20 protein-coding genes are annotated in these 26521 nt (G+C 57.0%); 9 read left to right on the top strand and 11 right to left on the bottom strand.

Annotated elements, in window-relative coordinates; all coding sequences use genetic code 11:
- Window positions 1–54: 54 nt before the first annotated feature.
- Together IT444_09910 and IT444_09905 are read left to right on the top strand one after the other, a co-directional pair.
- Window positions 55–1569 carry a YifB family Mg chelatase-like AAA ATPase gene (locus tag IT444_09910; protein MCC7193080.1) on the top strand — a complete coding sequence of 505 codons (1515 nt, stop codon included), beginning with the start codon at window positions 55–57 and terminating at the stop codon, window positions 1567–1569.
- 303 nt (window positions 1570–1872) lie between these two features.
- Window positions 1873–2943: a hypothetical protein gene (locus IT444_09905; protein MCC7193079.1), complete on the top strand. Its 1071-nt coding sequence runs from the start codon at window positions 1873–1875 to the stop codon at window positions 2941–2943.
- Between the two features lie 131 nt (window positions 2944–3074).
- Here the strand turns inward: IT444_09905 and IT444_09900 are convergent, their stop codons facing one another.
- The 3 genes from IT444_09900 to hslU form a co-directional block, all read right to left on the bottom strand.
- Entirely contained in the window at window positions 3075–6287 is a 3213-nt protein-coding gene (locus IT444_09900) for a hypothetical protein (GenBank protein MCC7193078.1), read from the bottom strand.
- Window positions 6288–6345: 58 nt separating this feature from the next.
- Window positions 6346–7191, bottom strand: coding sequence for a type II secretion system protein (locus tag IT444_09895; protein MCC7193077.1), 846 nt, complete (start codon window positions 7189–7191; stop codon window positions 6346–6348).
- A gap of 112 nt (window positions 7192–7303) precedes the next feature.
- Window positions 7304–8644, bottom strand: coding sequence for an ATP-dependent protease ATPase subunit HslU (hslU, locus tag IT444_09890; protein MCC7193076.1), 1341 nt, complete (start codon window positions 8642–8644; stop codon window positions 7304–7306).
- Between the two features lie 495 nt (window positions 8645–9139).
- On the opposite strand from hslU, the gene pilM reads away from it, so the two are divergent.
- The 6 genes from pilM (at window position 9140) to IT444_09860 (ending at window position 16554) form a co-directional block, all read left to right on the top strand.
- Window positions 9140–10375 (top strand): pilus assembly protein PilM, encoded by a 1236-nt coding sequence (gene pilM / locus IT444_09885; GenBank protein ID MCC7193075.1) that lies wholly within the window; start codon window positions 9140–9142, stop codon window positions 10373–10375.
- 59 nt (window positions 10376–10434) lie between these two features.
- Window positions 10435–11229 carry a PilN domain-containing protein gene (locus tag IT444_09880; GenBank protein ID MCC7193074.1) on the top strand — a complete coding sequence of 265 codons (795 nt, stop codon included), beginning with the start codon at window positions 10435–10437 and terminating at the stop codon, window positions 11227–11229.
- Window positions 11230–11284: 55 nt separating this feature from the next.
- Entirely contained in the window at window positions 11285–11848 is a 564-nt protein-coding gene (gene pilO, locus IT444_09875; protein ID MCC7193073.1) for a type 4a pilus biogenesis protein PilO, read from the top strand.
- On the top strand, window positions 11845–12606 hold the full coding sequence (locus IT444_09870; GenBank protein MCC7193072.1) for a hypothetical protein: 762 nt from the start codon (window positions 11845–11847) through the stop codon (window positions 12604–12606). The genes pilO and IT444_09870 overlap by 4 nt, the downstream gene beginning before the upstream one ends.
- Window positions 12607–12641: 35 nt before the next feature.
- A complete protein-coding gene (locus IT444_09865; GenBank protein MCC7193071.1) occupies window positions 12642–14468 on the top strand; it encodes a type II/IV secretion system protein in 1827 nt (608 codons plus the stop codon).
- A 109-nt stretch (window positions 14469–14577) separates the two neighbouring features.
- Window positions 14578–16554 carry a hypothetical protein gene (locus IT444_09860; GenBank protein MCC7193070.1) on the top strand — a complete coding sequence of 659 codons (1977 nt, stop codon included), beginning with the start codon at window positions 14578–14580 and terminating at the stop codon, window positions 16552–16554.
- A 12-nt stretch (window positions 16555–16566) separates the two neighbouring features.
- Here IT444_09860 and IT444_09855 read toward each other — a convergent pair whose 3' ends face one another.
- From IT444_09855 to IT444_09830, 6 genes are all read right to left on the bottom strand, one after another.
- Window positions 16567–17358: a hypothetical protein gene (locus tag IT444_09855; protein MCC7193069.1), complete on the bottom strand. Its 792-nt coding sequence runs from the start codon at window positions 17356–17358 to the stop codon at window positions 16567–16569.
- 55 nt (window positions 17359–17413) lie between these two features.
- Window positions 17414–18673 (bottom strand): glycosyltransferase, encoded by a 1260-nt coding sequence (locus IT444_09850; protein ID MCC7193068.1) that lies wholly within the window; start codon window positions 18671–18673, stop codon window positions 17414–17416.
- Window positions 18674–18776: 103 nt separating this feature from the next.
- Entirely contained in the window at window positions 18777–20006 is a 1230-nt protein-coding gene (locus IT444_09845; protein ID MCC7193067.1) for an SPASM domain-containing protein, read from the bottom strand.
- Entirely contained in the window at window positions 20003–21376 is a 1374-nt protein-coding gene (locus IT444_09840; GenBank protein MCC7193066.1) for an O-antigen ligase family protein, read from the bottom strand. Before IT444_09840 ends, IT444_09845 begins: the two co-directional genes overlap by 4 nt.
- A gap of 3 nt (window positions 21377–21379) precedes the next feature.
- On the bottom strand, window positions 21380–22594 hold the full coding sequence (locus IT444_09835) for a glycosyltransferase family 9 protein (GenBank protein MCC7193065.1): 1215 nt from the start codon (window positions 22592–22594) through the stop codon (window positions 21380–21382).
- A 176-nt stretch (window positions 22595–22770) separates the two neighbouring features.
- The gene (locus IT444_09830) at window positions 22771–23010 is read right to left on the bottom strand and encodes a hypothetical protein (protein ID MCC7193064.1); all 240 of its coding nucleotides are present in this window, start codon (window positions 23008–23010) and stop codon (window positions 22771–22773) included.
- A gap of 66 nt (window positions 23011–23076) precedes the next feature.
- Here IT444_09830 and IT444_09825 point away from each other — a divergent pair, with 66 nt between their 5' ends.
- Window positions 23077–23886: a PEP-CTERM sorting domain-containing protein gene (locus IT444_09825; protein MCC7193063.1), complete on the top strand. Its 810-nt coding sequence runs from the start codon at window positions 23077–23079 to the stop codon at window positions 23884–23886.
- Between the two features lie 427 nt (window positions 23887–24313).
- On the opposite strand, the gene IT444_09820 is transcribed toward IT444_09825, so the two are convergent.
- Together IT444_09820 and IT444_09815 are read right to left on the bottom strand one after the other, a co-directional pair.
- Window positions 24314–25648 (bottom strand): Glu/Leu/Phe/Val dehydrogenase, encoded by a 1335-nt coding sequence (locus tag IT444_09820; GenBank protein ID MCC7193062.1) that lies wholly within the window; start codon window positions 25646–25648, stop codon window positions 24314–24316.
- A gap of 333 nt (window positions 25649–25981) precedes the next feature.
- Window positions 25982–26446: a hypothetical protein gene (locus tag IT444_09815; GenBank protein MCC7193061.1), complete on the bottom strand. Its 465-nt coding sequence runs from the start codon at window positions 26444–26446 to the stop codon at window positions 25982–25984.
- Window positions 26447–26521 lie beyond the last annotated feature (75 nt).

Raw genomic sequence — 26521 nt, 5'->3', positions numbered from 1 at the left:
CGGACGCAGCAGGTCAAGCGTAGTTTTCACTTTTATACGGGTACACTCTCGCACATGCTGGCCCAGGTCCACAGCTTTGTTCTGCAAGGCATTGATCCGATCCGTTGTGAAGTCGAAGTGGATGTCGCGGATCGAGGTCTCGCCAGAACGGCCATCGTCGGTCTGCCTGACGCCGCGGTGAAAGAATCACTCGACCGTGTGCGGTCAGCGATCATGAATTCGGGCTTCCCGTTTCCCATGACGCGAATGCTCGTGAACCTTGCGCCGGCGGACATCCGTAAAGAGGGGCCAAGTTTCGATCTGCCCATCGCTGTCGGACTGTTGCTGGCGGAACAGGCGATTCAAACCGAAGCGCATAAGCGATTGCTTTTCGCAGGCGAGTTGGCACTCGACGGCAGACTTCGGCCGGTCAATGGCGTGATTAACCTGGCGATCCTTGCGCACAAGCTGGAGATGCGAGGAATCGTCGTACCAATGGATAACGCGAGTGAAGCTGCTGCCGTCGGCGGCATCGAGGTGATTCCCGCTGACACACTCACGTCGGTCGTGGGTTATCTCAACGGTACGCACGAGATCGAGCCGCAACCGCCGGTGGATTTCGAGGCTACGCTTGCGAGCCATCCTACGCCGGTGGATTTTGCTGATATCCGGGGTCAGGAGGCAGCGAAGCGTGCGATGATGATCGCCGCTGCCGGGTCGCACAATATTTTGATGATCGGCCCGGCAGGCACCGGCAAGACCATGATGGCCAAGGCTCTGCCGGGGATCCTGCCGTTGCTTTCACGAGATGAAGCCCTTGAGGTCACGCGGATTTATTCATGCGTGGGGCAGGTACCCAAGGGACAATCGCTGATGGTGCAGCGACCTGTACGCACCCCGCACCACACCGCCAGCACCATCGCGGTCATAGGAGGCGGAACCATTCCACGGCCCGGTGAGGTGAGCCTGTCGCATCATGGCGTGCTTTTTCTGGATGAGATGCCGGAGTTTCCACGATCAGTGCTTGAGACGCTCCGTCAGCCTCTCGAAGACGGCTGCGTGACTATCGCGCGGGCGCATAGTTCGATCCGCTTTCCAGCTCGGTTTCAACTTGTCGCAGCGATGAATCCGACACCCAAGGGCGGCAAACCGCAGGATGCGTTCGAGCAGAAGGCAATGGATAAATATCTCGCCCGACTCAGCGGGCCGTTGATTGACCGCATTGATATTCACGTTGAAGTTCCGGCTGTGCCGCATCGTCAACTCATGGGCGAAACGCGAGGCACAGACTCAGCGACGATGAGAAGCCGTGTGATGGCTGCGCGTCAGACACAGGTAAAACGAAACGGCAGCGCGACCCGCCCCAATTCCGGATTGTCGGGCAAGGAACTGGACCGCTACGCCAAGCTTGACGCATCAGGTCAGGAATTACTCAAGCAGGCGATGACGGAACTGGGACTTTCCGCCCGTGCGTATGACAAGGTCCGTCGCGTCGCGCGGACGATCGCAGACCTCGAAGACCGGATAGATATTGAATCTCATCACGTCGCCGAAGCGGTTGGTTATCGCTTGCTCGACAGGCAGAAGTAAAAGTGCGTGCAAAGACTGCACTCTTGGCTGAGGGGGAACGGCCTTTTGCCTGGTCATGCCTCTTCGACAGGTATTCCGGACGCAAAAACGATGTCGAAACTTCGTAATGTTTGCTGAATCAAATCGTGATAATTGGTTTGGTGGTTTATTCCTGATGATCTTGCGGTGGTTAATAGAACTGCGGCCGTATTGTCGCTGGAATTTGAACGAAAAAATAGATTTGATTGACAATTCAGCCTCAGGATGGTCTATTGGCCGCCTCGTCTTTTGACGGTTTAACATCCCTTTTATGGAGGATAGAGAATGCGATCCGCTATTGCATTGGGTTTAACGGTAGGGTTATCGTTGACATCGGCGTCATGGGCGACGTCGTCGCCTTCGGTGGAAACCTTCACTTCCGCGACGATCAACTCCTACTCGTCTATCGTTGATCCGACACCTGACGATGCGTTTGACGCGACGGGTGCGGCGTTACAACTTTCGGCGAGCAGCAGCCAGAATCTCGCCTACAACAACGGGTCGGGTGGCTACGCCATCAAACCAACCTCTGACAACGTCTTCGCCCGTGCATCACTGGCTGACGGAGTTCTCAAGTCAAGGTCATTTTTATCCTTTGGCTCTGATGTGGCGGGCAGCGCGGTGATGCCTGTTGGTGTCCGTAACGGATCATCGCGCAGTCAGGTGCGCTTCGCGGACAGTTTCACCACCTATTCGAATAACGCACCGTTCCTTTGGACTGCGGGCGATACGGTTCAGTTTGGTATGTCGGTCACCGGCATCTCCGATGTTCCGGCCGGCTTGCCCGACCCCGTGGATTACAGCCCAGGGCAGACCAAAAATAATGTCTTTGCATTTCTGAGCTTCCAGGCGTTCCAGCCCGGTGGGCTTAGCCTCCTCCGCGAGTTGGAGACATTTGACTTCGGCACCCGGACATACGCGGAATACACCGCGCTGAACGCCCAGTTTGTCGCTTCCCGCATCGCCAACGAATACTGGTACTTCGGCTCGGCGGTCACTCCTTACGACATCGATCCGGCGCACATTCTGGCGGTCGATGCGGTCACGCCGACCAAGGTGTTTGCGACCTTCAACCCCAATGGCGATTTCGATTGGGTGCTCAACCTTGAAACGCTGGTACAACTCGACGCCTCGCAACAGAACGTGTCGGTCGATCTGAACTTCGCTAACAGCGTCGAGACGGCCTACGAAGGTCCGGCAGGAACGACTACCTACTCCGCTTCGGGTCTGTTCCCCAACACGCTTCGTCAGGGGCAAACCCCCGGCAATGCTGTGCCCGAACCTCTGACGGCGGCTCTGGGTATCTTCGGCGTCGGTGCTGCTGTGATGGCGGCAACACGTCGTCGCTCAGCCTGATCGGTTGAAAAGATAATTTCTCAAAGGCTCGGCGCATCCAAATCGCCGAGCCTTTTTATTTGCCAATACGCTCTGCTGAACAAGGAGAATGAGTCACGATCAGCGAGAGGGGGGATTGAAGCAGCGACAGATCAGAGGACCGTCACCCGCAGACCTTGCGCATCGACATTGAAGTCAAAAAAACGCGCCAGTGGATTCGGCGGGGTCGCATCAAGCACACGGCGCACGCGCTGGGCGGCACTCGTATCCCTGGCGACCATGAAGACAAAGCCGCCGCCGCCTGCTCCCGGCAGTACCTTGCCGATCAGGTCACGCTGAATGGGGCGAAGCAGGGATTCGATCTGCGGATTTGTCGAGCCGGGATCTAATCGTTTTTTAAGCTCCCAGTATCTTTCGACTCCTCGGCCGACTGCTTCGAGATTCTGTGAATCGAGGTCCATCTTCATCTGTTCGGCGGCGTCCTTCAGTTCATGAATGATCCGCACTGCCTGCGGATCGCGTGCGAGGTATCGCCCCACGACATTGCGCAGGATGTTCCGCGCCAGACGGCGGTAGCCGGTGTAATAAAGCAGCAACCGTCCGTGAAACGGACTGGTTGGGCCAGTGTCGAAGACCGTCCAGTGCAGGCTCGGCGATTGATCGGCTCCTGAATGGGTGCGAATCAGCTTGACGCCGGGCGTGATGCCGCCGACCTGATCCTGCCACCCGCCGCCAGTGGTCATGAATTGTTCGAGCAGACTGGTGCGGGCGATGAGTTGTTCGCTGGTGAGCGATTCCCCGACGACGCGGGCGAGGCCTGCGAGCATGGCTGCGCCGAGGACGGAGCTGGTACCCAGCCCCGAACCCTTGGGTAGTGCGGAGAAAAGAGTGATATCAAGTCCTCCGCCGAGTTTTTTCAGCCAGCGTTTGAGGTCGCCTCCCTGCCGCGGGCAGATGCCGGCAAGGATGAGTGCCGCTTTGGGTAAGGCGGCCCAGTCGGTGGGATCCTGATACCGCTGGATCGCGGCAGCATCGGTGAGACGAACTGACCGCCCCAGATCGATGCTGTTAAGCACGATGGCCGGCTCCTCACGCAGCTTCGCCATGACCTGCACGGGATATTGGCCGTTGAGCATAATCGCGGCATTGACAACCGCACCGCCAAGCTCGGTACAGATCGGCGGGGTGTCGGACCAGCCGCCGGAAAGATCGATGCGCACGGGTGTCGTGACCCATACCGCTTGATCGGGGAGGATAGCCGCCTTGCTTGGCTGCTGGGGCAACTCGATGTGCTGCGCCACGGCTCGGGCGATGGCATCTGACGCAGCAAGAGGAAGATCGCCGCGTAGTGAAGGCGGGGCGGTTGCTCGCGGATATTCCCGACGCACCATTTCACTGAGCTTGAAAAATCGCGCGTGCTCCGCCGCTGGCCGATTTCGCAGGAGTGAGTCGATTTCGGTCAGGACGCATCGTGCTTCACCCTTGTCACGTATCAGGTTGAGTACGTCCTGCGCGGGGAGCATGGTATTTTCGACCAGCCTTCGACCGACATGCGCCAGCGCGACCTTCCGCTGGATATCAGCTCGATGATTGAGCAATCGTCCATGATCGACGCAGCGGATCAACTCCTCCATGCTCATCCGTCGCTCACGCAGCCAATTTCGCGGCATGGATGATCGCTCTGTATGGCTGTTGCACATCCATAGTGTCTGCTTCAACACCTGATCGATCGGACCGACGCACCAGAGCCTGGCCTCCCAGAGCGTTCGTCGTGATTGAGGCTCACCCGGCCAGAGATCGTTGATGGTGAGGTTGTGACTGGCCATGAACTCGGATAAAGGACGGTTGCCGAAGGTGGCGGTATTGGCCTGTGCAGCGAGTTGCGAGAGACTTTGCTCAAAACCAACAGGCGTTTTGAAGTCGTCATCCACACCCATGAGCGCGACAGCCCATGAAGGGGAGCGATTCGACGCGCCACGGCTCAAGGGCAGGCAGACGAGGCCCCAGCCTTCGGGTAATTTCAGCGGTGTTTTTGCCTCGGCAGGCCATCCCACAACGAGATTGCGACCCGCCAGTGTGACCGGACATTGCGCATCTACCGCTTCGAGCAGCACGCTCCGCCCGGTGCGTGTGCGCGGGTTGGCCAGCAGGCTGTTATAGACAAACGCTCCTTCGAGTGATGCGCGATCGGCAACGACAGCATGGCTGAAATGTTGGAAGCCGTACTCAGTTGCGGTGCGACCAAGGACGTTGACGTTCGCGAGCATTTCACGCATCGAACCGATGTGAAAAAAGTCGCACCATGGCAGGACGTTGACGTGAAACGGCCTGCCGTGAAGGTGCTGGTGCAGTCGCGCAAGCCGCTGCTGATGCGCTCGATGCGCAGCAGGGGAGTCGAGCGGTTTTGAGACGGAATCGAGATAAAGATTGCGTTTCTGTCTGGCTGGAATCGCGATGAGTACCTGCTCATAAAGGTCGATCGCGGGAGTCCGTCCATCGAGTATGTCGCGGAGGAGTCCGAGGTGAATGACGAGTTGACTTGGTGCATCCGATTTCGCGGTTGATGAGGTTGGCTGGAGAGGACGATATTTGCGTCGTCCGCGAGCAGATTGATTGGGATGTTGAGGGGACTTGCTGCTCTTGAGCACAACACCCGCGGCGCGGAGCCAGTGAGCGGTCGTTTGGGGATCAAGGCTTACCAGCCCGGTATCCACGAGCAGGCGACCAACGCTATCAAGTGCGCCACGCGATCGCGCAGTCGCAGCATCAGGCTTTTGCAGAAAATCAACGACACGACCGTCAGCATCAGCGACGTAAACGCCATGTCTGCTGCCGCGCTCGATCGGGCCGGGATAAGCGACACCCACCACGCCGGGCAGGTCGAATCGCACCGCGAACGGATCGAAAGTCAGCAGCACATCGCCTGCGGCCAGCAAAACCTGCCCGCGTTGTGGGACGGGTAACGAGGCGAGATTTTTAACGATGAGGTCAAAGAGTGTCGCAGGCTGGCCTTCCACCTCACAGGGCAGGGGAGTGAATACTTTTCCTTGCGCCGCATAGGCAGCCAGTCGCCGACTGTCGCCCCCGGAATGGATGACGATGATGCGCTTGCCAATGAAGAGGTCGGTCAGTGTACGAGGATTACGATGGTTGCCGAGCAGAGCTTGTGCGACCTCATGGAGCACCCAGAGCGTCGAACCTCCCGACCCGACTCGTCGGCCATGCGGGTCGGCGATCACTTTCCATTTCGAGATCGCACCAAGTGTTCCGGTTTGTTCTCTCTGGCGTAGCTGCGCGGTGTAGCCTCGCGCCTGGGCGGCGTTCGCGGCGGTGAGGATGAGCCAGTCGATGGCGGAGGATGACATGGAGAAGTTTTAACAGATTACCGGCATCCGCTGCGCCGGATGCAGAGAGGATCAAACGCTACGGCAGCCAGCGCATTTCGTTGGTGATGTAGTCGCTGTAGGTGAGACGGGTTTTGACTCCCTGTACATGGCCGTCCATGAAACTGAAATAGTTCCGTCCATTGTGTGCGGGCTTGTCAATAATGAACTGCGACCAAAGGTTCATCTGAACCACTGGGGATGAGATGTAGGGATCCCACAAAAAGACCCCGCCCTCGCTGAGTTGTTTGATGCGCCATTCGTAAAAGAGCACGCTCGATGATTCATGCCCGGAGTATTCGGTGATTTTCCGAAACTTGACGTTGTAATCCGGGGAGATGTTGAGGTTGTAGCCATAGGTCGAGTAGTAATACGTCCAGATGCTGCCGTCGAGGAAGCGGGAGTCCTGCTCATCGGGCGAAATTCCCGGGCACCAATAGACGTTGCGTCCTTTACGCCACGCCAGGAATCTGGCGGTCGTCGCCCATTCGGATTGCCAGTCGAAACCTACGTACGGCGAGAGCACCAGGTAGATGTATCGCGCATACCATGGCGGACCGCCGTTGTCGGTGAACGGCGGTAGTTGTTCTTTGTATTCGTTGGTGTAAGCCAGTGCTGCCGTCGCTACCTGCCTCATGTTCGATGCGCACACCAGTTGCTTACCCGCATCCCTGGCGTTACGCAATACAGGTAAAAGCATCGCAATCAGCAATGCGATAATCGAGATGACTACAAGCAGCTCAATGAGCGTGAATCCGCTTACGCGCGGGTTGCCAGCGGAGCTGCGCCTCGCTGTCGAGCTTGGTCTTCCACACGACTTGTTGCCGCACAGCGGAGCCTTGTCTCCTGCAACCGGATCGTATTGGTCGATGACAAATGATCGCATGGAAGCGAGTCCTGAAAATCTGCGGCAAACGAACATTTATTATTATATCGGTGTAGTCATCCAAACGCTTACGCAATCTTCTTGATCGCTTCGGGGTAAGTGAGCCAGCCGTTTAGAGAGCAAAACGGCTCACCCCCTGATCCTTCAGATACGAGCCGACATGACGGGAGACCATGTCCGGCGTGACTACGAGTCTGGTCTCGCCGCGTGCAGCCATTTCGGGTGCTTCAAAGTTCACCTGCTCAAAGAGCTTTTCGACGATGGTCATCAACCGACGGGCGCCAATGTTTTCGAGTTTGGAATTGGCTTTCGCAGCCAGATCCGCCATGGCTTCGATCGCTCGCGGTTCAAACTCGACATCGATCCCCTCGACCGCCAGCAGCGATTGTTGTTGGCGTGTCAGAGCATTGCCGGGTTCCGTGAGGATGCGGACGAACTCGTCGCGCCCAAGTGCGGAAAGCTCGACACGGACAGGAAAGCGTCCCTGAAGTTCGGGCATTAGATCACTGACAGCCGCCATGTGAAAAGCACCAGCCGCGATGAAAAGGATGTGGTCCGTGTTCACCACGCCGTGACGAGTGCTGACTGCGGAGCCTTCGACGATCGGCAGCAGGTCGCGCTGCACACCTTGCCGGGAGACATCCGGCCCGCCGCCGTTGTTGGCTTTCCCTGACGGAGCCGCGATCTTGTCGATCTCGTCGAGGAAGATGATGCCATCCTGTTCGGTGCGGGTGATGGCCTCGGCGATGAGCTTTTCCTGATCGACAAGTTTTTCGGTTTCCTGTTCTGCGAGAATACGTCGGGCTTCAGCGATGGTCACACGCCGACGTTTAACCTGTTCGGGCATAAGCCGGTCAAAGACGTTAGCCATCTCCGGGTCCATCTGATCGAGACCCATGTTTGCGAACATGGCCGATGGCGAGGAGCGGCGAGTAATTGTCAACTCGATCTGACGTGTTTCCAGTGAGCCGGCATCGAGCTGTTCCGCCAGTCGCTGACGGGCGGGGGATGGGACGGCATCATCGGAATCCGAAGTACCCAGCGGTAACAGCAAATCGAGGATTCGATCGCGGACTGCCTGCTGAGCTCGCTGAGCGACGAGCTTGCTTTGCTCAGCGCGAACCATGGCGATGCCCTGTTCGAGTAGATCGCGGACCATGGATTCGACATCCCGTCCGTGGTATCCCACCTCGGTGAACTTGCTGGCTTCAACCTTAAGGAAGGGGGCACCGGTAAGCTGGGCCATGCGTCGGGCGATTTCGGTTTTACCCACCCCGGTGGGGCCGATGAGGATGATGTTTTTGGGGTAAATCTCACGAGCCATGGATGCGCCGAGCTGTCGTCGCCGCCAGCGGTTACGAATGGCGACGGCGACGGCCCGCTTGGCTGCGGCCTGGCCGATGATGTAACGGTCAAGCTCCGTGACAATTCGACTGGGAGTCAAGTCATGCATGGCCGGTATGGTAGCCGACAGGTCGGCGGAGCCTCACCTGGACAGAGGACTACCCAAAAATAGTTGAAAATAGTGCGGCAAACGCATCAGAAAGCCTTGATTAGTCGTAGGCAGTCCGGCTAACATTAGCCGCCAATAAATCCTGGGGCGACTAGTTTGAGATCTGTGCCCCGCCAATCGCCTCAGGAATATTCCAATATGACCCCCAATCTCGGGTTGAATTCTCCCCCCGACTCAGCCCGAGAACTCGCCCCAGGCAGCAACTCCCCCGACACTGCCTGGGGTTTTTTAGCCCCCAAAATATCCTGAATTTTTGACGTCATATCAGTGTTTCATTTGGCATAACCGATCCAAAAGTAATTTCAGGATTCGCCGCCTCTCTCTAAACCAAGCCCGTGTAATCGTCGATGTTCCACAGCAGGCTGTGTAGAGGCCCAACCCGGACGCGGTGCGTGTGCGGTGCCCCGGAGCACTTGCAGCGGCACGGAGGTGGCATTGTCAATGGCATTTGGATGGAGCAAAACCCGCTACTCGCCGATCGCGGTGGATTTCGGCGCAGACTCGATCAAACTGCTTCAGGTCATTCCCAGCGATCCGCCGCAGGTCATTACCGCGGCCAGTGCGGAAATCCCTGAGCACGCGAGACTGGACCCGACAGCACGTTACGCATTCTTTGTCGAAGCTCTCAAGTCACTGCTCAAGTCCCAGCCGTTCAAAGGTAATCGGGCGATCCTCTCGATCCCCGCGTATCACACGCTGGCGACCCATCTTCAGATTGCGCGAGTCGAACACGAAGACTTCGATGCTCAGATTGGCCTTCAGCTTCGGCAACGGCTCAATGTCGATCCGTCTCGCATGGTCATCCGTCATTTTGATGTCTGCCAGGTTGTGCGTGACGGCTCCCCTAAGCAGGAAGTCATCTGCTTTGCAGCCAGCCGTGATGCTGTCATGCGACATGTTGAGAGTGCCCAGCGGGCAAAACTCGATGTCGTCAGCATGACCTGTGAGCCGCTGGCAATCCTCAAAGCATTCGGCCACCTTTACGCGGCCAATCGTGCTGAGGAACGCACGACGTGTTTCATCGACATCGGCGGGGCGGCGACCAAAGTCATCATCGCGCACGGCGGACAGATGGTATTCGCCAAGACCATTCACGCTGCGGGCGATCACCTCACCCGCGAACGCGCCAAACGTGACAACACAAGTTTCATGGACGCTCGCGCAGCGAGGTACAACGAGGCGGGCGGTAAAGCGTTGCCTGCTGCACAGCCTGTGCCCGAACCAGTGGCTGTCGGTGGCGGTGATCCGACGGGTGGTGCGTTTGCCCTCATCGACACCCAGATCGCTGCTGAGCGAAAGGCGTCAGGCGCTTTACCCGATGCGGCACCCGCTCCGCGATCCGCACCGGCTGCGCAAGCAGACGTTGCCAGCGACACACTTGATTGCCTCATTGATGAGCTTCAACTCTGTGTGCGGTATCACCAGAGTCTGTTCCCCGGCCGCACCATTGAGAAACTCGTCTTTCTTGGCGGTGAAGCCCGGCATGTGGGTACCTGTCAGAAAATCGCCAGGTCACTGCGCATCGGCGCACAACTGGGTGATCCATTAGCTCGACTGCTGCGTGTTAATCAGGCCGGTCCGGGCAAAGGGGTGGACATCAATCAACCTCAACCGGGATGGGCTGTACCGCTGGGGCTGTGCCTCAGTGAAGAACCCGGCAATAAAGGGTGAAGAACAATCGCGGCAGAACTATTCCTCGACTGCCGCTCTCATGATTCCGGAGCCTGTATATGGCGAACTCCAGTTTCCTTCCCGAAGATTACCTCGAGCGCAAGGCGCAACAGCGCACGAATATCTTCAGCTTGACGATGTTCGTGCTGGTCATGGGTGCTGTGGTGGCAGCCTATTACGTGACCAACCGTCAGCGCACCGAGGTGCAGTCACTCCAGGCGCAGGTCAACAGCCGTTTCGAGACAGCCGCCAAGCGGCTTGAACAACTCGATCAGCTTCGGCAGCGCAAAGAGGAGATGATTCAGAAGGCCCGTGTGACTTCGAGTCTGCTCGAGCGCGTACCGCGAACGCTTATTTTCTCGGAACTGATTAACAACATGCCCTCGAACGTGAGCCTGATCGAGGCGAGCTTTGAGACCAAGGTCGTGCGGGTCGATGCTCAGCCGGCGACTTCGATGGAAAAAGCCCGCGAGGAAAAGAAGGCGGAAGCCGCGAAAAAAGCTCATCCTCAGCCGGAGGTGAAGCAGACGGAAGTGACGCTGAGTCTCATCGGTGTCGCGCCGACGGATGTGCAGGTGGCGCAATTCATGTCAGCGCTGGGTCGCTCGCCGCTCTTTATCGACCTGAACCTTGCTTACAGCGAGGAAGTGAAAGTTGAAGACGAAACCATGCGGAAGTTCCGCGTGGAATTGAAGATCAATCAGGGGATCGATCTCCAGAAGATCCAGCCCATGATGGTTAAGCGTGACGCCAAGCAGCGCGACCCGTTGGGTGACACCATCGTGGTGGATGAATCGGGCAAACTCGCCAAGCCCACGCCAACGCTCCCGTTGGGTGTGCAGATCTCCGACTGAGAGACGGTATTCGCGGCGGTGCTGTCGTTCTGGGATCACACAAAGGACCAAAGCCATGCGATTCGGAATGCGAGAAATGCTCTTTCTGCTGGTGCTGCTGGCTCTGCCCGCAGCATCCTATTTCTTTGTCTTTGAGCCGCGTAACAAGCAGATCAACGAGGCTCGCCGTGAGGTGAAACAGAAGCAGGCCAAGCTCGAACAGCTTGAAGCTGCGACACGGAACATTGCTGATCTGGGCGTGGAGATTGACAAGCTCAGCGAAGCCATTCAAGTCTTTGAGCAGAAGTTGCCCGCTGAACGTGAGGTGGAAGTGATCCTCAAACAGGTGTGGGAACTCGCAGCGCGTCACAATCTGACACCCAAGAGCATCCGCACGGATAAGCCGGTGCCCGCCGCCGGCTACTCGGAGCTGCCGATTCGTCTGACGATACTCGGCGACTTCGATGGCTTTTACAGCTTCCTGCTCGACCTTGAAAAGCTCAAGCGCATCACACGGATGCCGCAAATGACGGTCAAAAAGATTCCTCCACAGGAGGGGCAGATGCAGGCTGATTTTGTGCTCAGCATCTTCTTTGAAGCACAGAACCGCGGTGACGATCCAGGAAAGGGCCGGTTGTGAAGCTCAATACCAGCGATGAAAACTTGAACGAGTCAGGCGAAGCCGCACCAGCGGAAGAGGCCAGGCAGATGTCCCTCATGGGTGGTATCGTCGGCCCGGAAGGTCTGCCCGAAGCCAGCGATCTTGACTTCGAGACCAAGCCGAAGCGGTCGATCAGTCACGGCACGCTGCTGCTGCTGGGTGTTCTGATCGTCGCCAGCGGCGGGCTATACCTCATGCGCTTCAGCCAGGGGAATGTGAACAACGCCAACGCCAAAGAGGTCGAAGCGAAGATCGAGCAGGCATTGGCGAAGCTCGCGCAGCCTGCCGGCCTCGCTCCCGATGATCCCCTTGCAAAGAACAACCTCAACGCGCTTTTCAAGGACACCAACTCGATCATCGCGATGTTCGCCAGTGATCCGAGTCAGCGTCAGGTTCCTATCGACTACGTTAAGAAAAATCCCTTTGCTATGGAGCAGGCACGGGAACCTGAAGCGGCTGCCAATCAGCAGACCGCAGCCCCGGTGCGTGAAAACGGTGCGCGTAAAAAGCTCGCCGCTGAAGCACAGGAGCTCAAACTCCAGACAGTGATGAAGGGCCGCGCCGGATCAATCGCCGTCATCAACGGGCAGTTTGTTCAGGTCGGCCAGAAGTTTCAGAGCTTCACGATCAAGTCGATCGAAGGCATGACGGTCGAGCTTGAAGCTGCGGGTGAGATATTCAAGCTCCAGATGGAAGAAAAACCCGGTTCGGGTAATTCGATCCGGGGCGAGCAGTAAGTCCGGCAGTTCAGGCATCAGCCCAGGGGTTCGTAATGGCGAAGGATGATCTCGATCAGTGGTTGGCCCGGACCGCCGCGAAGGCCGGCTCTCCCGCAGCCCCGGTACGCACCGGTGAGTCGCTGAGTGATCTGTGGTCACCTGAAGATGAGTCCGCGCCGGCAGCGGCACCAAGCGATCTGGGTGAAGCACTCATCGCAGCCGGTGCCGCCGACGCTGCGCAGGTAAGCACCGCACGTACCGTTGTCGAAAAGACGCCCGGCAAGACGCTGGCAGACGCTTTTTATGACATGGGTATTGATGAAATCGCGCTCCAGCAGGTCATCGCGCAGATTAATTCGCTGGCATTCCAGCGCGTCGAGAAACCTGAGCAGATCGATGCCCGCCACCTCAGCCGCCTCGGGGCGGATTTTTGTAAAAATCACGGCGTGATCCCGCTCCAAATGTCGGGTACGCGGCTCCTGTTGGGGGTCGTGCATCCTGACAATCTCATCATCATCGACGAAGTACGACACAAGCTCTCTCTTCCGGTCAAGGCTGTCGTCGTCTGCCGCTGCGACATCGCGGCCATTCTCGATGGCATGCGTGAGGAAAGCGAGGAGACCGTCGAGGTCGATCGGATCATCGCCGGTATCCAGGAAGATGACATTGAAGTCGTCCAATCCAAGGAAGAGGATGTTGATCTCGAAAAGATGGCCGGCGAATCACCGGTCATTCGCTATGTGAACTACCTGATCTTCAACGCGGTCAAGGAAGGCGCGAGTGATATTCATATTGAGCCGCAGGAAAAAAAGCTCAAGGTCCGCTACCGCATTGATGGTGTGTTATTCGAGATGATGAACCCGCCGCATCACATGCACGCGGCCATCATCTCTCGTCTGAAGATCATGTCGAATCTCGACATTTCCGAGCGACGACTGCCGCAGGACGGTCGCATCCGCGCCATGGTTCACGGGCGGAAACTCGATCTGCGTCTCTCGACTTTACCCACAGCGCAGGGTGAAAAGGCCGTCATGCGTATTCTCGATACGCGATCGATCCAGGTGAAGCTCGACGAGCTTGGCATGGACGGTGACAGCCTGCTCATGTGGAAACACCAGATCGATCAGCCGCACGGAATCATCCTTGTCACCGGCCCAACCGGCAGCGGTAAGACCACCACTCTCTACGCCTCGCTGGCGCAGATGGATATGCAGAAACTGAATATCTCGACCGTCGAAGACCCGGTCGAGTATCACCTCAACGGTATCACGCAGGTACAGACGCATGAAAAGATCGGCATGAACTTTTCCGCAGCTCTGCGATCGCTGCTCCGACAAGACCCTGACGTCATCATGGTCGGTGAGATTCGTGACGCGGAAACCGCACGCATCGCTATCCAGGCATCGTTGACCGGACACCTCGTGCTTTCAACACTGCACACCAACGATGCGCCAAGCTCGATCACTCGGTTGATCAACATCGGCGTCGAGCCTTATCTGATCGGTGCCGCGGTTAACGCGACTCTTGCGCAGCGCCTTGTTCGCAGGATATGTCCCAACTGCAAAAAGCAGATTGCTCCGCCGGAGCATCTCAAAGAACATCTGGAAATGCACGGTATCCCGGCGGATCAGGTCTGGGTTGGTGCCGGCTGCGACCGCTGCCGCAACACCGGCTACGCCGGCCGCCTGGGGTTGTATGAGTTGCTCATCCTCGACGACATGATGCGAGACAAGATCGCCAGTAACCCTAATGTCACCGAGCTTCGCCGCCTCTGTGTGGAGCGTGGCATGGTGACGCTGCGCGAGGATGGTTTCCGCAAAGTCGCGCAGGGAATGACCACGGTGGATGAAGTTCTCCGGGTCACCGAAAGCACGATCTGACGCATCTCGCCGCACTCTCCGATTCTTCGCCTATTTTGTGTGGTGACGTTACGCGGCACTCTGTTGCCTCGTGCTTCAGCATCGCTCCTGAACAACATAGAATCTATCCATGCGAACCATCCTGGCTACGTTGGTCGTGTTTTGCTTTGCCCTGACGGTCTCTGCGGAACCCGTCAAACCCCCATCGCAGTTGACGACGGAACGGCTGGTCACACAGATGCACGCCTTGATTGAACAGCGGCAGATCAAGCCGCGATTCGATCGTCTCGTCGCGTTCATCGGTGAGCGATTTGACGCCAGCGCGGGCTTAAAGACGTTCTCGGATAAGACCGGCAATTGCCGACTCGCGTGGGTCGATCATCTGCTGCGGCATCCTCTTGAAGCGGTTGCTGAGAGTGAGGTATTCACACGGTTGCTCCATGATGCAGCCAAGGGCAGCACCGACTCCCACCAAGCCAACGGCGATCTTGATCGGATCATCACGATCGTTGCTGCGAAACTGGATGCTTCCGAGCCGGAGCCGGTACGGCAGTGGTCCAAGGATGTGACGCCGATGGATGAGCTTGCCAATGCGCTGAAACAGATTCGTGCTGCGACGGATGCGGCACGAAAAGGTATATCAGCTTCAGAGTGGGCGGAACTTCGAGCGAACCTGTACGCACAGAGTACAGGTGATGCGGGTCTTGGTCATCGCTTTGCGGATGTAACCAAGGGACGGCAGGTTTGTGATCTCCTGGAAAAACTGGATCGTCGCGCGTGGATACGTGCTGCATACGCCGTCGTGCCATTGGTTGACACCGCTTTCCTGACGCGACTTACCGACTTCAAGACAGACCACAACCAGCCTGCCACACCCGGTGCGACCGGCCCGATTGTGCAGATCATCAATACAGCAGAGGGAAAAATCGTGGTAGGAGGACGTGAAGCGAATCAATACAACCTCGACGAAATGAAAGATGTGGCAGCGGTTGTGGACCTTGGTGGTGATGACACCTATCTGGAGGGAACAACCAGTGATGAACGACCGGTGCTGATCGTCATTGACTTAGCGGGCGATGACACATATCGCGGTGAAAAATCAGGCATCCAGGGTTCACCCATTCTCGGTGTGTCGATCCTCATCGACGCAGCGGGTAACGACTCCTACACCGCCCGTGACATCGCACAGGGGTCGGCACTCAGTGGAGTGGGAATGTTGATTGACCTTCGAGGCGACGACAAATATGTCGGCGACCGTCGAGTTCAAGGCTCAGCAATCGGCGGTATCGGTATTCTGCTCGATCGCGCGGGAGATGATGATTTCCGAGCAGCGCTCCTGTCGCAGGGTGTCGGCGGACCGCTGGGCTTCGGGCTGCTCGATGATCTTGCAGGTAAGGATCACTACTACGCGGGGGGCAAGTATCCGGGGGGCTATGACGACACGCCGGGCTTCGGCGGGTGGTCGCAGGGTGTGGGCGTCGGGCCGCGAGGCGTCGCTAACGGCGGCATCGGTGTGTTCCTCGACGGTGGAGGTGATGACGTTTACGAAGCGGACTATTTTTCTCAAGGCGGTGCTTATTGGTTTGCTGCCGGGTTTGCGCGGGACTTCGGGGGTAACGATCAGCGGGTCGGCGCGACACGGACGAACTTCGACTCCACGCCGCGCACCGTGCAGCGATTCGTCCGCTGGGGAACCGGTTACGGTTGCCATTACGCCGCCGGTTTTCTGATTGATGATGCCGGTGACGATACCTATGGAGGTAACCATGCTTGCGTCGGCTTCACATGGGATATTGCCGTCGGCGTGATCCTCGATTTTGCGGGGAATGACCAATACGCCGGCGAGGGTAACGGCGGGGCAGGATCATCGAACAACGCTGGAATTTCCGTGGTGTACGACGCTAGCGGCGATGATGTTTACGCAGGACCGTCGCCGGGTACTGCGAATCCAGCGGTCGATTACCACGAAGACGCGGGCGGAAACTTTTCGTTCCTCATTGATGAGGGTGGAAAAGATCAATACGGCTCCGAGATGATTGAGAATCGTGAACTAGAGCGTGGCTGGAAAGGGGGCTTCCTGATCGATCGTCAGGGGCCGACTCCATGAGACGGTACGGCACTATTCTCCCGTGGGCACCGGCTCGGCTGCCGGCGTAGTGGGTCGCCCGATACCGAAACGATAAATGATCGTCAGGATTACGAGCGTAATCCCCCATCCGCCCAACAGTGCCGGTACTCGGCCGTAGGTTTCGAGCTGCCATATCACCACAAACATCAGAATGAACGCAATGTTGTTGATCGAGTATTGCCCCGCAAGTGTGCGAGGACTGTGACGCATCTCGTAACTGGTGAATACCCCTGCGTAGGGAAATGTTGTAACCGCGCCGAGCAAAAAGTGCTTCAGGCTGAACAGCAGCAGAGCAATCGGAAAGATGATCGGCGTCTTCACATACCACGGCGCGGTGCTGCGATGACCTGGCTCACGGATCGGGTGATAAAGCCAGATTCCCAGGCACCACAGGACCAGCAGGGCACTGATGGCCAGCGGCATGGTTGGTTGCCACTGATATTGGAAGAGTTGTGCCGTTCCGTACGAAGCACTGAGATAAAACACGATCCCCGCTGTCATGCCCACAGCGAGCGGAAAACCTGCTTTTCGGTAAATCGCCCAGACGATCCAGTGATAAAGCGACACATAAAGCACGCCGGTCATATGGGTCGGGTTGATCTTCATAGCCGTCGAGAGGTACGCGCAGGTGAAAGGCACGGGCATGGAGAAAACCAGTGTCTTAATCCGCGGGTTGTGGATGTAGGCGATCGTCGAAACAAAGAGCGTGAGCACTGCTGCGGGCAGAATGAGATTCAACCAGGCGTCGTTGGGAATGGACAGTAGCGCCAAAGCAGGCTGCATGTGACGACACTCCGGCCCCACGCAACGGTGGGAAAGCGGCGAATTGTAAGAAATCTCATGCGACTCGACGTGAAGCGGTTGCGGCTGGACGATCTGCGAGGCGCAACAGATGTTTGTACACCGTCCATTCCTTGCTGAGCCGTTGAGTAAATGTGTAACGCTTCCCGACCCGTTCGTATGCTTGACGGGCAAGCTCTTCACGGCGGGCTGCACTGACCAGGAGCGGTTCGATCAGGCGCGGCCATTCAGTGTGATCCTGCGGCAGTAATGACCCGCACCGGCCGCCATCGAGCAACTCGCTCACGCCGCCCACATCGGTTGCTGCGACTGTGACCTTCATCGCCATCGCTTCGAGGACCACATTCGGCAAACCTTCCGTATGGCTGGGAAGCAGCAGTATGTCCATCATTTCGTAGGCGGGACGTGAATCTTCAAGCCACCCGTGAAACCGTACCGAATCCGCGACGTTCAGGCTCGCAGCCAGCCCCTCCAATGCTGCACGCTGAGGACCGTCACCAAAGAGATGCAGCTCGAGACGGGGGTATTGCGGTTTGAGGTCTGCGAGCAGACGGATCGCGCGATCCACTCCTTTTTCAATGCTGAGCCGACCGACAACACCCATCACCGTGGCGTCCTGTGGAACGGCCCACTCACGGCGTTGCGCGTCGCGCTGTCCCGTCGAGTGAAACTCTGTGATCTCAACGCCATTGGGTATGTAGCTGAGCTTCTCACGAGGAATGCCGAGTTTGAGGCAATGACGGTATAGCTGCGGGCTGACCGTGATGACGTGGTCATAGCGCGGCAGGCACCAGTTATCGACGTGGTAATACAGCCGGGTGCGGAATGTCTCCCCTGTCCAGCCATGCACGGTGGTGACGAGTTTCATCGGCCACCACTTGCGCACGATGAGGCCTAACGCATTGGATTTGTAATCATGACCATGCCAGACCGTCACACGGAGTTTTCGGCAGAGCTGGATCAGCGAGCGGATGGTTCGCGGATCAACGGCACCTGATTCGCCGATTTCATAAAGCGGGCACCCGTGCTGTTGCGCCTGCTGGCGGATGGTGGCAATGCCGGGGTCGCCATGAGGATGAATGTAGGCCGCTGCGACACGGAGCTTGGCGGGATTGAGGTGTTCCGCGGAGCGAAGAATGGTCTTATCCGGCCCGCCACCCTTGCCGGCCACGACTCGCACATGAAGCACGAATGGCGGGCTGACACGCGGACTGTCCGAGCGTGGACGATCGCCCGCCAGTCGCAGTACCGGCGTCACGGAAGGTTCTGGCAGGTGTGGGTGTTCAGCAGGGGTCATGGCTTCCTATGTTCCATTGGAATATTTTCGGTCACCGGCGCCGGCGGCTGATGCTTATTCCCACCGCCGACGTCGATGCCGAAATCCTTCTCCCCGCGCCCCGTCAAATCATGAATCCGGGACAGCTCGCGCAAGGGTTATCCTTCGCGTCTGCTGCCTCCAGTTTGTTTTTGAAGCTCCGTCTTGCCATGCGGTATCGATGACTGTTCCACACCTTCGCGAAGCTTTGCTCAAAGACATTTCCAAAGTCTTCATTCGGATCGAATGAACCGCAGCAGGCGCAGACTGTGCCGTCCCAGTTGATGACGCTGGCTTTCCACGGCCAGGAACAGTCGAACAGTTTTTTTCCGTTGAACTCATCGATCGTCAGGTCATTTTCAAGCAGTTGCTTGTACGGCTTGAGAACATAGGCATCGTCACGCGGCAACCACTTCTCAAGATGATCTCGCACTTTTTTCTTCAAAATGTCCGGAGCCAGTCCCAGGTCGTGGAGCTGCTTATCCCGACCCAGGAAACGGATGTTCATCGAAGCGGTTGAAAAGACAGCTTTGCAACCAAGCTGTTTGGCCAGCGCTTCAAATTTCGGTCTCTCGTGTTCGTTAAAACGGGTAACGACGAAGTTGAGCTGAATGGTCGGCGTCGCGCTGCCCAGGGCGTCACGCACCGCAATGATGTGCTTTACCTTTTCCAGCGTGTCGGCAAAGCTCTTGCCCGGTTGATAAATCGCGAAAGTCTCCTGACTCGCGCCATGAAGTGAGCAGGTGAGCATGTCGAGGCCGCTCTTGACCAACGCTTCCGCCTGACGTTTTTCCGGAGTAATTTTGAGGGCGTGGAGGTTGGAGCTGAGATAGGTCCAGATGCCGCGATCATGTGCGTAACGGATCATGTCGTAGATCTCAGGCACGATCAGCGGATCACCCCACATCGATAAATCCAGCCCAAACAGAAAACGCTTGAGCTGGTCGATCAACTTGCGAAATGCCGAGATGTCCATCCTGCCCTTGGGACGACCTTCAAGCCCCTGACCGGTGGGGCAAAGCTGGCACTTGGTGTTGCAGATATTGGTGGACTCGATCTTCATGTTGTACGGACGGCCGAACACGTACTCGGTCTTAAGACGAAACTGCACATTCACCAGGGCCATGTTGATGAGCTTGATGGCCGTGAGATAGCGGCGATTACGCCATACGTGGAAGATGCCACGGGCGAAGTAGTCCAGACCATGCACCACAGCTTTGGTCGCGCGGAGACGGAAGCGCACTTGCTTGAGGCGCCCCGTGAACGTGACAGTACGGGCCAGTTGACGATCGACGTGGAGCTGAAGGGTACTCATGGCTGTAACGCTCCATGATGGGTGGAGAGCTTCGATCCGAATCCAATCGGGAATGTCCCGGATTGCGGTGGGGGTGCTTCAATCTGCGGTAAAGACTCCGCCAGCTCGTTTTGCACACATCCCGGAAGCACTCCTGACAGCACCATCAAAATCCACGGCAGTTCAAAGACCTCCAGCGAGAGGAACCCTGCACCGAAGGCGAAGATGAGCAGGCTGGATTGACACGCTACCGCCAGCACCGAGGTATCGCGGAGACGCTCGCTTGCTTCCTGCGGCAGCGGAGAATCTGCATCGCTCAGACTGCGACGGCACATTGCTCTGGCGCGAGCACAGGAAATGCCTGCGACGATCAGCATCGCAGCGTAGGTGAGCATCGCAGGGATACCCGAATCGGCAGCGATCTGGAGATACTGGCTGTGAATCGTCCTGCCACGCAGATCGGCACCGTATTGCTGGGAAAAGGCATTGGAATTACGAATCCCGATTCCCGTAAGCGGATGATCCGTTGTGATGCGCCACGCTGCCGCCCAGCTTTCAAACCGGGAGTTGGCACTGTAATCCGACTCGTATTGTGTGGTGGAAAAAAAGCGTGCGCGAATCTCTTTGCCCGCAAGGAGCGGCACGATCATGCAGATGACGAGGAGCATTATCACGGCATGCCGTCGCGGACGGTGATGAATCAGCAGCCAACCCAGGCCCACCATAGCGGAAAGCATCGCGCCGCGCGAGTAGCTCATGAGCATGGCATGAAGGATCAGTACGCCGGCAAACCAGGAAACGCCGCGACGCCACCACTGTTTGCACGTCATGCCAAAGAGATACGCCAGCGGCAGTCCCATCGAGAGCAGGAGGCCGGCTCCGTTATTGTCCAGACCGCCGAAGCCGTTGTGGTAAATATCCATACGGCCATCGACGAAGTAGAGATAGTTCATCTCCCAGCCGATGTAGCCGGTCGCTGCGAAGATCACCAGAGCCAGCAGGCGCAACTCGGAAAGCCGCGTCAGCACGAATGACGCAACTATCGCCATGAGCACGATCTTTCCGTACTCGATGGCCCAGACCTGTGCGGTTGCCGGATCGTAAGCATTGAGCAGGCTCAGCAGGAGGAACAACGCATGCGCCAGAATCAGCGCGATGACGACATTGAAGCGGCCGCGGATGGCGACGGATTTGATGTTGATGACGACGCTGGCGAGCACGAGGGCCCCGGCGATCAGCGACCAGCGGATATCGGGTAAGGCCCATTTCCAGAGGTATTGCGGGCGAAGCACCGCCATGCCGTAATAAAGAAGGATGGGCCATACGGGATTGCTCGTCCCACCGATGGCACTGAGTATGGTCAGCACTGTCATAAAGAGCAGTTGCTTCATACGTCACCCGGCCTTTCTTGAAGGAAAGACGGGCAGCGTGAAACGACGTGTCGATGCAGCAGGGAGAGCGCGACCGATCGCCTCTGCCGCATCGTTGATCTCGTGAAACTGCACGCACACGTGGCCGTTGTCGCATGTCCGCTTGTAGCATGGCCCGCAATCGACACGGGCGATCAGCTTTTCACCCCGACCGAAAAGGTCGATTTCCTGCTCACAGGTTGGACCGAAATACGCGACGACAGCCTTGCTGCGTGCGATGGCGACGTGCATCGCCATCGTGTCGCCGGTGAAGACGACATCGCAGAGATCCACCAGTGCGACGAAAGTTGGCTCGTCATGATCGGTACCTGCATCGATAACGGAGCGATGCGGTACTGCCAGTCCGATTGCGTTGATAATCGGTCGCTCGTCCGGCCCGCCGAGCAACAGAATCTGCGTGTCCGGCTGCGACCGGCGCAGCGTGCGAACGAGTTCAATCAGTCGTTCGACCGGCCACATCTTATTGGCGAACACCTTGCCCGCGCCGACATTGATGCCGATGGTCAAGCGGTCGGGACTCCATCCGCAGAGTTCGAGCTCGACTCGGATACGCTCGGATGCGGCATCCGCGACCGGCAATGTGTAGGACTGACCGTTGTATTCGAGTCCCAGAGCCTCGTGGACCAGTTGCGGATAGCTCCGCGTGTTTTGATGAAACTTCAAGTCATCGCTGAGTCCGAGATGGAAATACGCCTCGGCTTCGGCATTTGCTGGGATCGGCGTTCCAAAAGGACTCAGTGCGATGCCGAGCTTGCGCGACGCGCGCATGGCATTGGCCAGGCTGCAAGGCTCCGCCTCTTTATCGAGGTTGATGACGACATCGAAAACTTCCTGCACGAGTTGCTGTGTCGTTGTCGGAGAAAAGGGGAGTACGCGATCGATGAGCGGATGATCCGCGATCATGCGGCAGCCATTGGGGAGACTGATCCAGGTGATTTGTGCATCTGGATAAGCAGCGCGGAGTGCGGGCAGGATGCAAAGTGTGCGGATGACATCACCCAACGCACCGAGTTTGATGATGCACAGACGGCTTGTGTAAGGAGAGTAGTGCCCGCAGCCATTGCAGAGACGATTTTGAAAGCAAGGTTTGTCGCCGCGATAGTGTCTGCAGTCCGGAGCGATCGCCTGCGTCGGCAAAGCGACGGATTGTTGCTCAGTGTTAAACGACTCGCGGCTCATCGAGCTTCCGTCCGGCCAGGCGTTACAGGCCCTACACACCGTTTCTTCGGCACAAAGAGATGACCGCTTAAGATGACCGCTTAAGGCTTCAAATCACGGGGTCGGACAGTCGCATCGAAGGCAGTTGGTGACAATCAACCGGAAAGCGCTGCTTCAGGAAAACAGCATTACCGGACTCAAAAAATCTCGTGAATTTCAGGTGTATGGCGATCCCGTGAAATGAGTGCCGCCGGTTGTAACTTGCTTGCCGAGCCATCCAGTTCGAGGATAACGCGGTCGATCGGGCGTGCCGTAGCGGAGCTGAGATTGTAGGAGTTTTCGGCTCCGGATTCAGATTTCGGTTGCTTTGGATAAAACCATAGAGTAATATAGACCTCTATCGGTGGGCTAAAGTTGTGCTTACGGAGGTAGCCCATTCACCAAGCCATCCGTCTCAAGCAATGGCTGGACAGTTTTAACGGTCTCAAATCGAAGGGAGATTTGTGCGCACTTCCAACTTTCGTCTGTCTCATTTTGTAACTGCGTTGCTGGTCCTGTTCTTTTCAGCCGGGGCCCTGCACGCGACGGTGCTCACGTACGACATCCGTTTCGGCACCAATAACACGACGTATTGGGGCAACTCGTACTCTCTGATGACCTATTTTTCTCCTACCAATCCAAGCTATCCCACCACCTACTACGGCGACCATGCCTCGAGCGCTGCTGTTACCGTGAACCCGCCTGACGGGAGCAGCACGACCTGGTACAACTATGGCAATGCCGGAGAGGGCTACACGCCCAACATCGGCGTCAGCTATTCCGCCGATACGTCAATATTTGACACTTATGATGACATTTACTGGCCTCGCGTCGCTTTTCTGAACTCTTACGGCCACTACTACATCACTTTCACTCCCGACTCGGGTTATACCGTGCAGGTCAACAGCTTCGTGCTGCGATCGTGGGGTGGCTCTCCCCCGACCTTGACTGCCGACTGGACCCTCTGGAACAACACGGCGGGCGGGACGGTACTGGCCTCCAGCAAGACCGACGGTCAGGGTCAGCTCGGCGGGACGGCGCAGAGCTTCTCCTTCAACAAAGTCAGCCCGCCGTTCAGTATCGCCACGAATGCCGGCTACGGAGCCGGGACGCTCGTCCTGGACATCCACTTCACCGGCGGCGGGGCAGGAAACCTCTCGCTCGACGACGTGAACTTCCAGCAGACCGCCATCCCTGAGCCGGCGAGCTTGGTGCTGCTCGCGCTGGGCACCGCCTGCGTGGTCCGCCGCGGGCGGGGCCGGTCGCGCCGGTGATCCGGACGACTACTCCCGCCTTTCCCATACATAGCTCCGCGTCTGCTTGAAGGTTTGCGGTGGTGGTTCTATGACCACCCGGCTGTGTACGTCCCCGGTTCAGAGGGGAAACTGATCCAGACTGTTACAACTTTGGTCGGTATGACACCGTCACCGCGATAGCATCTCCTGATGAAAAGCAGTGGGTGTAAAAGTCGTAAAAATCCGAATCTCACTTGCATGTCGCAAGCGATGTCGATAAGAACCAATCCAAGTACGTGTGAATAAAAGCAAGTCTGGGCATTCTCGCCTAGACTCGTGAAGAATAGTATGAAATAGCGGTTGGGAATACCGTTTATTGCAGGTGATCGCTTCGCTTTTAGCTCAATAGCTAGTGTCGTAAGAAAGACCTCGCAGATATTTTCCTGCAATTAAAAGCAGCCCTGATCTATACCGAAACTGCCTTTGATACTGTTTTGATAGACTTAGTCGGGTTTGATACAGGGTGATTATCCACGATTCGCTTCAGGGCTTGCATGAATGCCGCTTTGCGCAGAGGTACGCCGTACTCTCTGCTCGTATTCCAGATGTCTCGGAATGCGGTTTTCATCGCGGATTCGAGTTTTGCGAGTACAGCTTCTTCGGTCCAGTGTTCGCCCGCGATGTTCTGTTGCCATTCAAAGCACGACACCGTTACGCCGCCCGCATTCGAGAGTACGTCGGGGACGATCGTGATTCCCTTGGCGATCAAAATATCATCCGCTTCGGGAGTGGTTGGGCCGTTCGCCAGCTCGATGATTGTTTTCGCTTTGATATTTCCTGCGTTCTCAGCGGTGATAACACTCTCAAGTGCTGCTGGAATGAGAATATCAACCTCAAGGCCGAGCAATTCTTCGTTGGAAATATTTTTCGCAGAGGGGAAGTTGACGACACTTCCGTATTTACGTTTGTGTTCTTTGAGGGCTACCAAATCGAGTCCGTCGCCATTAAATACTCCGCCCTTGGAGTCGGATACAGCGATGATCTTGTAACCCTTCGCCGCGAGAATATCTGCCGTGTGGCTTCCTGCGTTACCAAACCCCTGGATGGCCACTCTGGTGTTTTGGGGGACGAAGCCTTTTTTCTTTGACAACTCCTCAATGCAGTAGATACCGCCTTGCGCGGTCGCGTATTCACGGACTTCTGAGCCGCCATCGGTGAGCGACTTTCCGGTGATTACACCGGGATCGCATTTTCCTGAGCATGTCTCGAATTCATCGCGCATCCAGCCCATGATTTCATCATTGGTGTACACATCCGGGGCGGGTACATCGATGTCGGAACCGAGGAAGCGCCAGAGTTTCTGGATGTAGCCTCGTGATAGCCGTTCCAGCTCAGTTTTGGATAGTTTCTTGGGGTCAACGATCACGCCGCCCTTGCCACCGCCCAGCGGCAGTCCAAGCGCTGCACACTTGATCGTCATCCAGAATGAGAGCGCTTTCACTTCGTCAGGGGTTACGTTCCAGTGATAGCGAATGCCGCCCTTATAGGGACCGAGTGTGTTGTTATACTGTGCTCGATACCCGATAAATACACGTATTTCCCCGGAATCCATTACTACGGGTATTGATACTTCGATAACACGATCCGGGCGGGAGAGAAGCTCCACCTTTTCTGTTGTTAAGTTCATGATCTGAGCTGCTTTACGCAGCTGAGACATCGCGTTCTCAAAAGCTGTATGCATAGGCGTAAATCTATGTGTTAGGTATGTTGATATACAACCTAAAGTATCAAGATACTTCAACCATGAGGGTTATCACGCAATTCGATATCCCAATTATAACGAAATCGCAACCGTTGCGATTTCTCGTTCAGCCGTGATCCCCGGAAGGCAGGAATGATTGGAGCGCATCATGCCAGCCAAAAGTGGTTCCGATCCGGCTCATTGCTCAGCAGCCGTGAATCACCGTCGTTTGGCCGTGCAAACTACCTGAAGACATTCCACCAATCACACCCGGACACAGCGTACTGATGAGCTTGATGGAGTCAAGAGCAGCAGCGCGGAGACGAACCCACGGCTCACGAGACCGACCTTCATCGCTGGCTCACTGCTGTGTGTACCAATACGCCCATCCGCTCAACTACCCGTCGCCTCATCCATCAGTCGAGCGGTCCACATCGAGCCGAGGTTTGGCGTCAGCCACACTCTGCCTTGAAAGCTCTGGAGGCACACGATGAGCTTGATGTTGTCGCTTTCCCAAGCCGTAGCGTCACAGGTGCCTTGATCGACGCGCACGACGCTTCCTCGGTTGTTGGTTAATTCTCCCTGATAAGTCAGGTAATCGCGTCGGTGGTTGGCGATGATTTCGAGCGACCACTGACGGAGGGATCGCCAGGACGCAGGCGGATCTGCTGCGCGCGCGGTCCAGAGCGGATTGATCGCGCCGAACTGGCGCGGGTCTTCGATGAGCCAGTCATAATGATCGCCATCAGGCGCGTGGTGGAGCAGCACTGCTGTGGCCAGCCGTGGGAAAGGCGGTTGAGCGGTGGCGGATTCCGCCTGTTGGGGTGGAGCGTTTGGCTTGTCAGCGGGTGCGGCCATTCTTATGCTCTGCGTTGAATATGTCCGATTTTATGCGTCACTCACCGCGGCGATCAGGATCATTCGCGGTTGTGG

The sequence above is a fragment of the Phycisphaeraceae bacterium genome, assembly GCA_020851465.1.
GTDB lineage: Bacteria > Planctomycetota > Phycisphaerae > Phycisphaerales > Phycisphaeraceae > JADZCR01.
The sequence above is the reverse complement of the archived record's forward strand: the minus strand, read 5'-3'. Positions and strand labels throughout refer to the sequence as shown.

Bases quoted from the DNA above. Each gene is read 5' to 3' on its own strand.
- IT444_09910 (MCC7193080.1), top strand. From the start codon at position 55: ATGCTGGCCCAGGTCCACAGCTTTGTTCTGCAAGGCATTGATCCGATC.
- IT444_09905 (MCC7193079.1), top strand. From the start codon at position 1,873: ATGCGATCCGCTATTGCATTGGGTTTAACGGTAGGGTTATCGTTGACA.
- IT444_09900 (MCC7193078.1), bottom strand. From the start codon at position 6,287: ATGTCATCCTCCGCCATCGACTGGCTCATCCTCACCGCCGCGAACGCC.
- IT444_09895 (MCC7193077.1), bottom strand. From the start codon at position 7,191: ATGCGATCATTTGTCATCGACCAATACGATCCGGTTGCAGGAGACAAG.
- hslU (MCC7193076.1), bottom strand. From the start codon at position 8,644: ATGCATGACTTGACTCCCAGTCGAATTGTCACGGAGCTTGACCGTTAC.
- IT444_09880 (MCC7193074.1), top strand. From the start codon at position 10,435: ATGGCGAACTCCAGTTTCCTTCCCGAAGATTACCTCGAGCGCAAGGCG.
- pilO (MCC7193073.1), top strand. From the start codon at position 11,285: ATGCGATTCGGAATGCGAGAAATGCTCTTTCTGCTGGTGCTGCTGGCT.
- IT444_09865 (MCC7193071.1), top strand. From the start codon at position 12,642: ATGGCGAAGGATGATCTCGATCAGTGGTTGGCCCGGACCGCCGCGAAG.
- IT444_09860 (MCC7193070.1), top strand. From the start codon at position 14,578: ATGCGAACCATCCTGGCTACGTTGGTCGTGTTTTGCTTTGCCCTGACG.
- IT444_09855 (MCC7193069.1), bottom strand. From the start codon at position 17,358: ATGCAGCCTGCTTTGGCGCTACTGTCCATTCCCAACGACGCCTGGTTG.
- IT444_09850 (MCC7193068.1), bottom strand. From the start codon at position 18,673: ATGACCCCTGCTGAACACCCACACCTGCCAGAACCTTCCGTGACGCCG.
- IT444_09845 (MCC7193067.1), bottom strand. From the start codon at position 20,006: ATGAGTACCCTTCAGCTCCACGTCGATCGTCAACTGGCCCGTACTGTC.
- IT444_09840 (MCC7193066.1), bottom strand. From the start codon at position 21,376: ATGAAGCAACTGCTCTTTATGACAGTGCTGACCATACTCAGTGCCATC.
- IT444_09835 (MCC7193065.1), bottom strand. From the start codon at position 22,594: ATGAGCCGCGAGTCGTTTAACACTGAGCAACAATCCGTCGCTTTGCCG.
- IT444_09830 (MCC7193064.1), bottom strand. From the start codon at position 23,010: ATGGGCTACCTCCGTAAGCACAACTTTAGCCCACCGATAGAGGTCTAT.
- IT444_09815 (MCC7193061.1), bottom strand. From the start codon at position 26,446: ATGGCCGCACCCGCTGACAAGCCAAACGCTCCACCCCAACAGGCGGAA.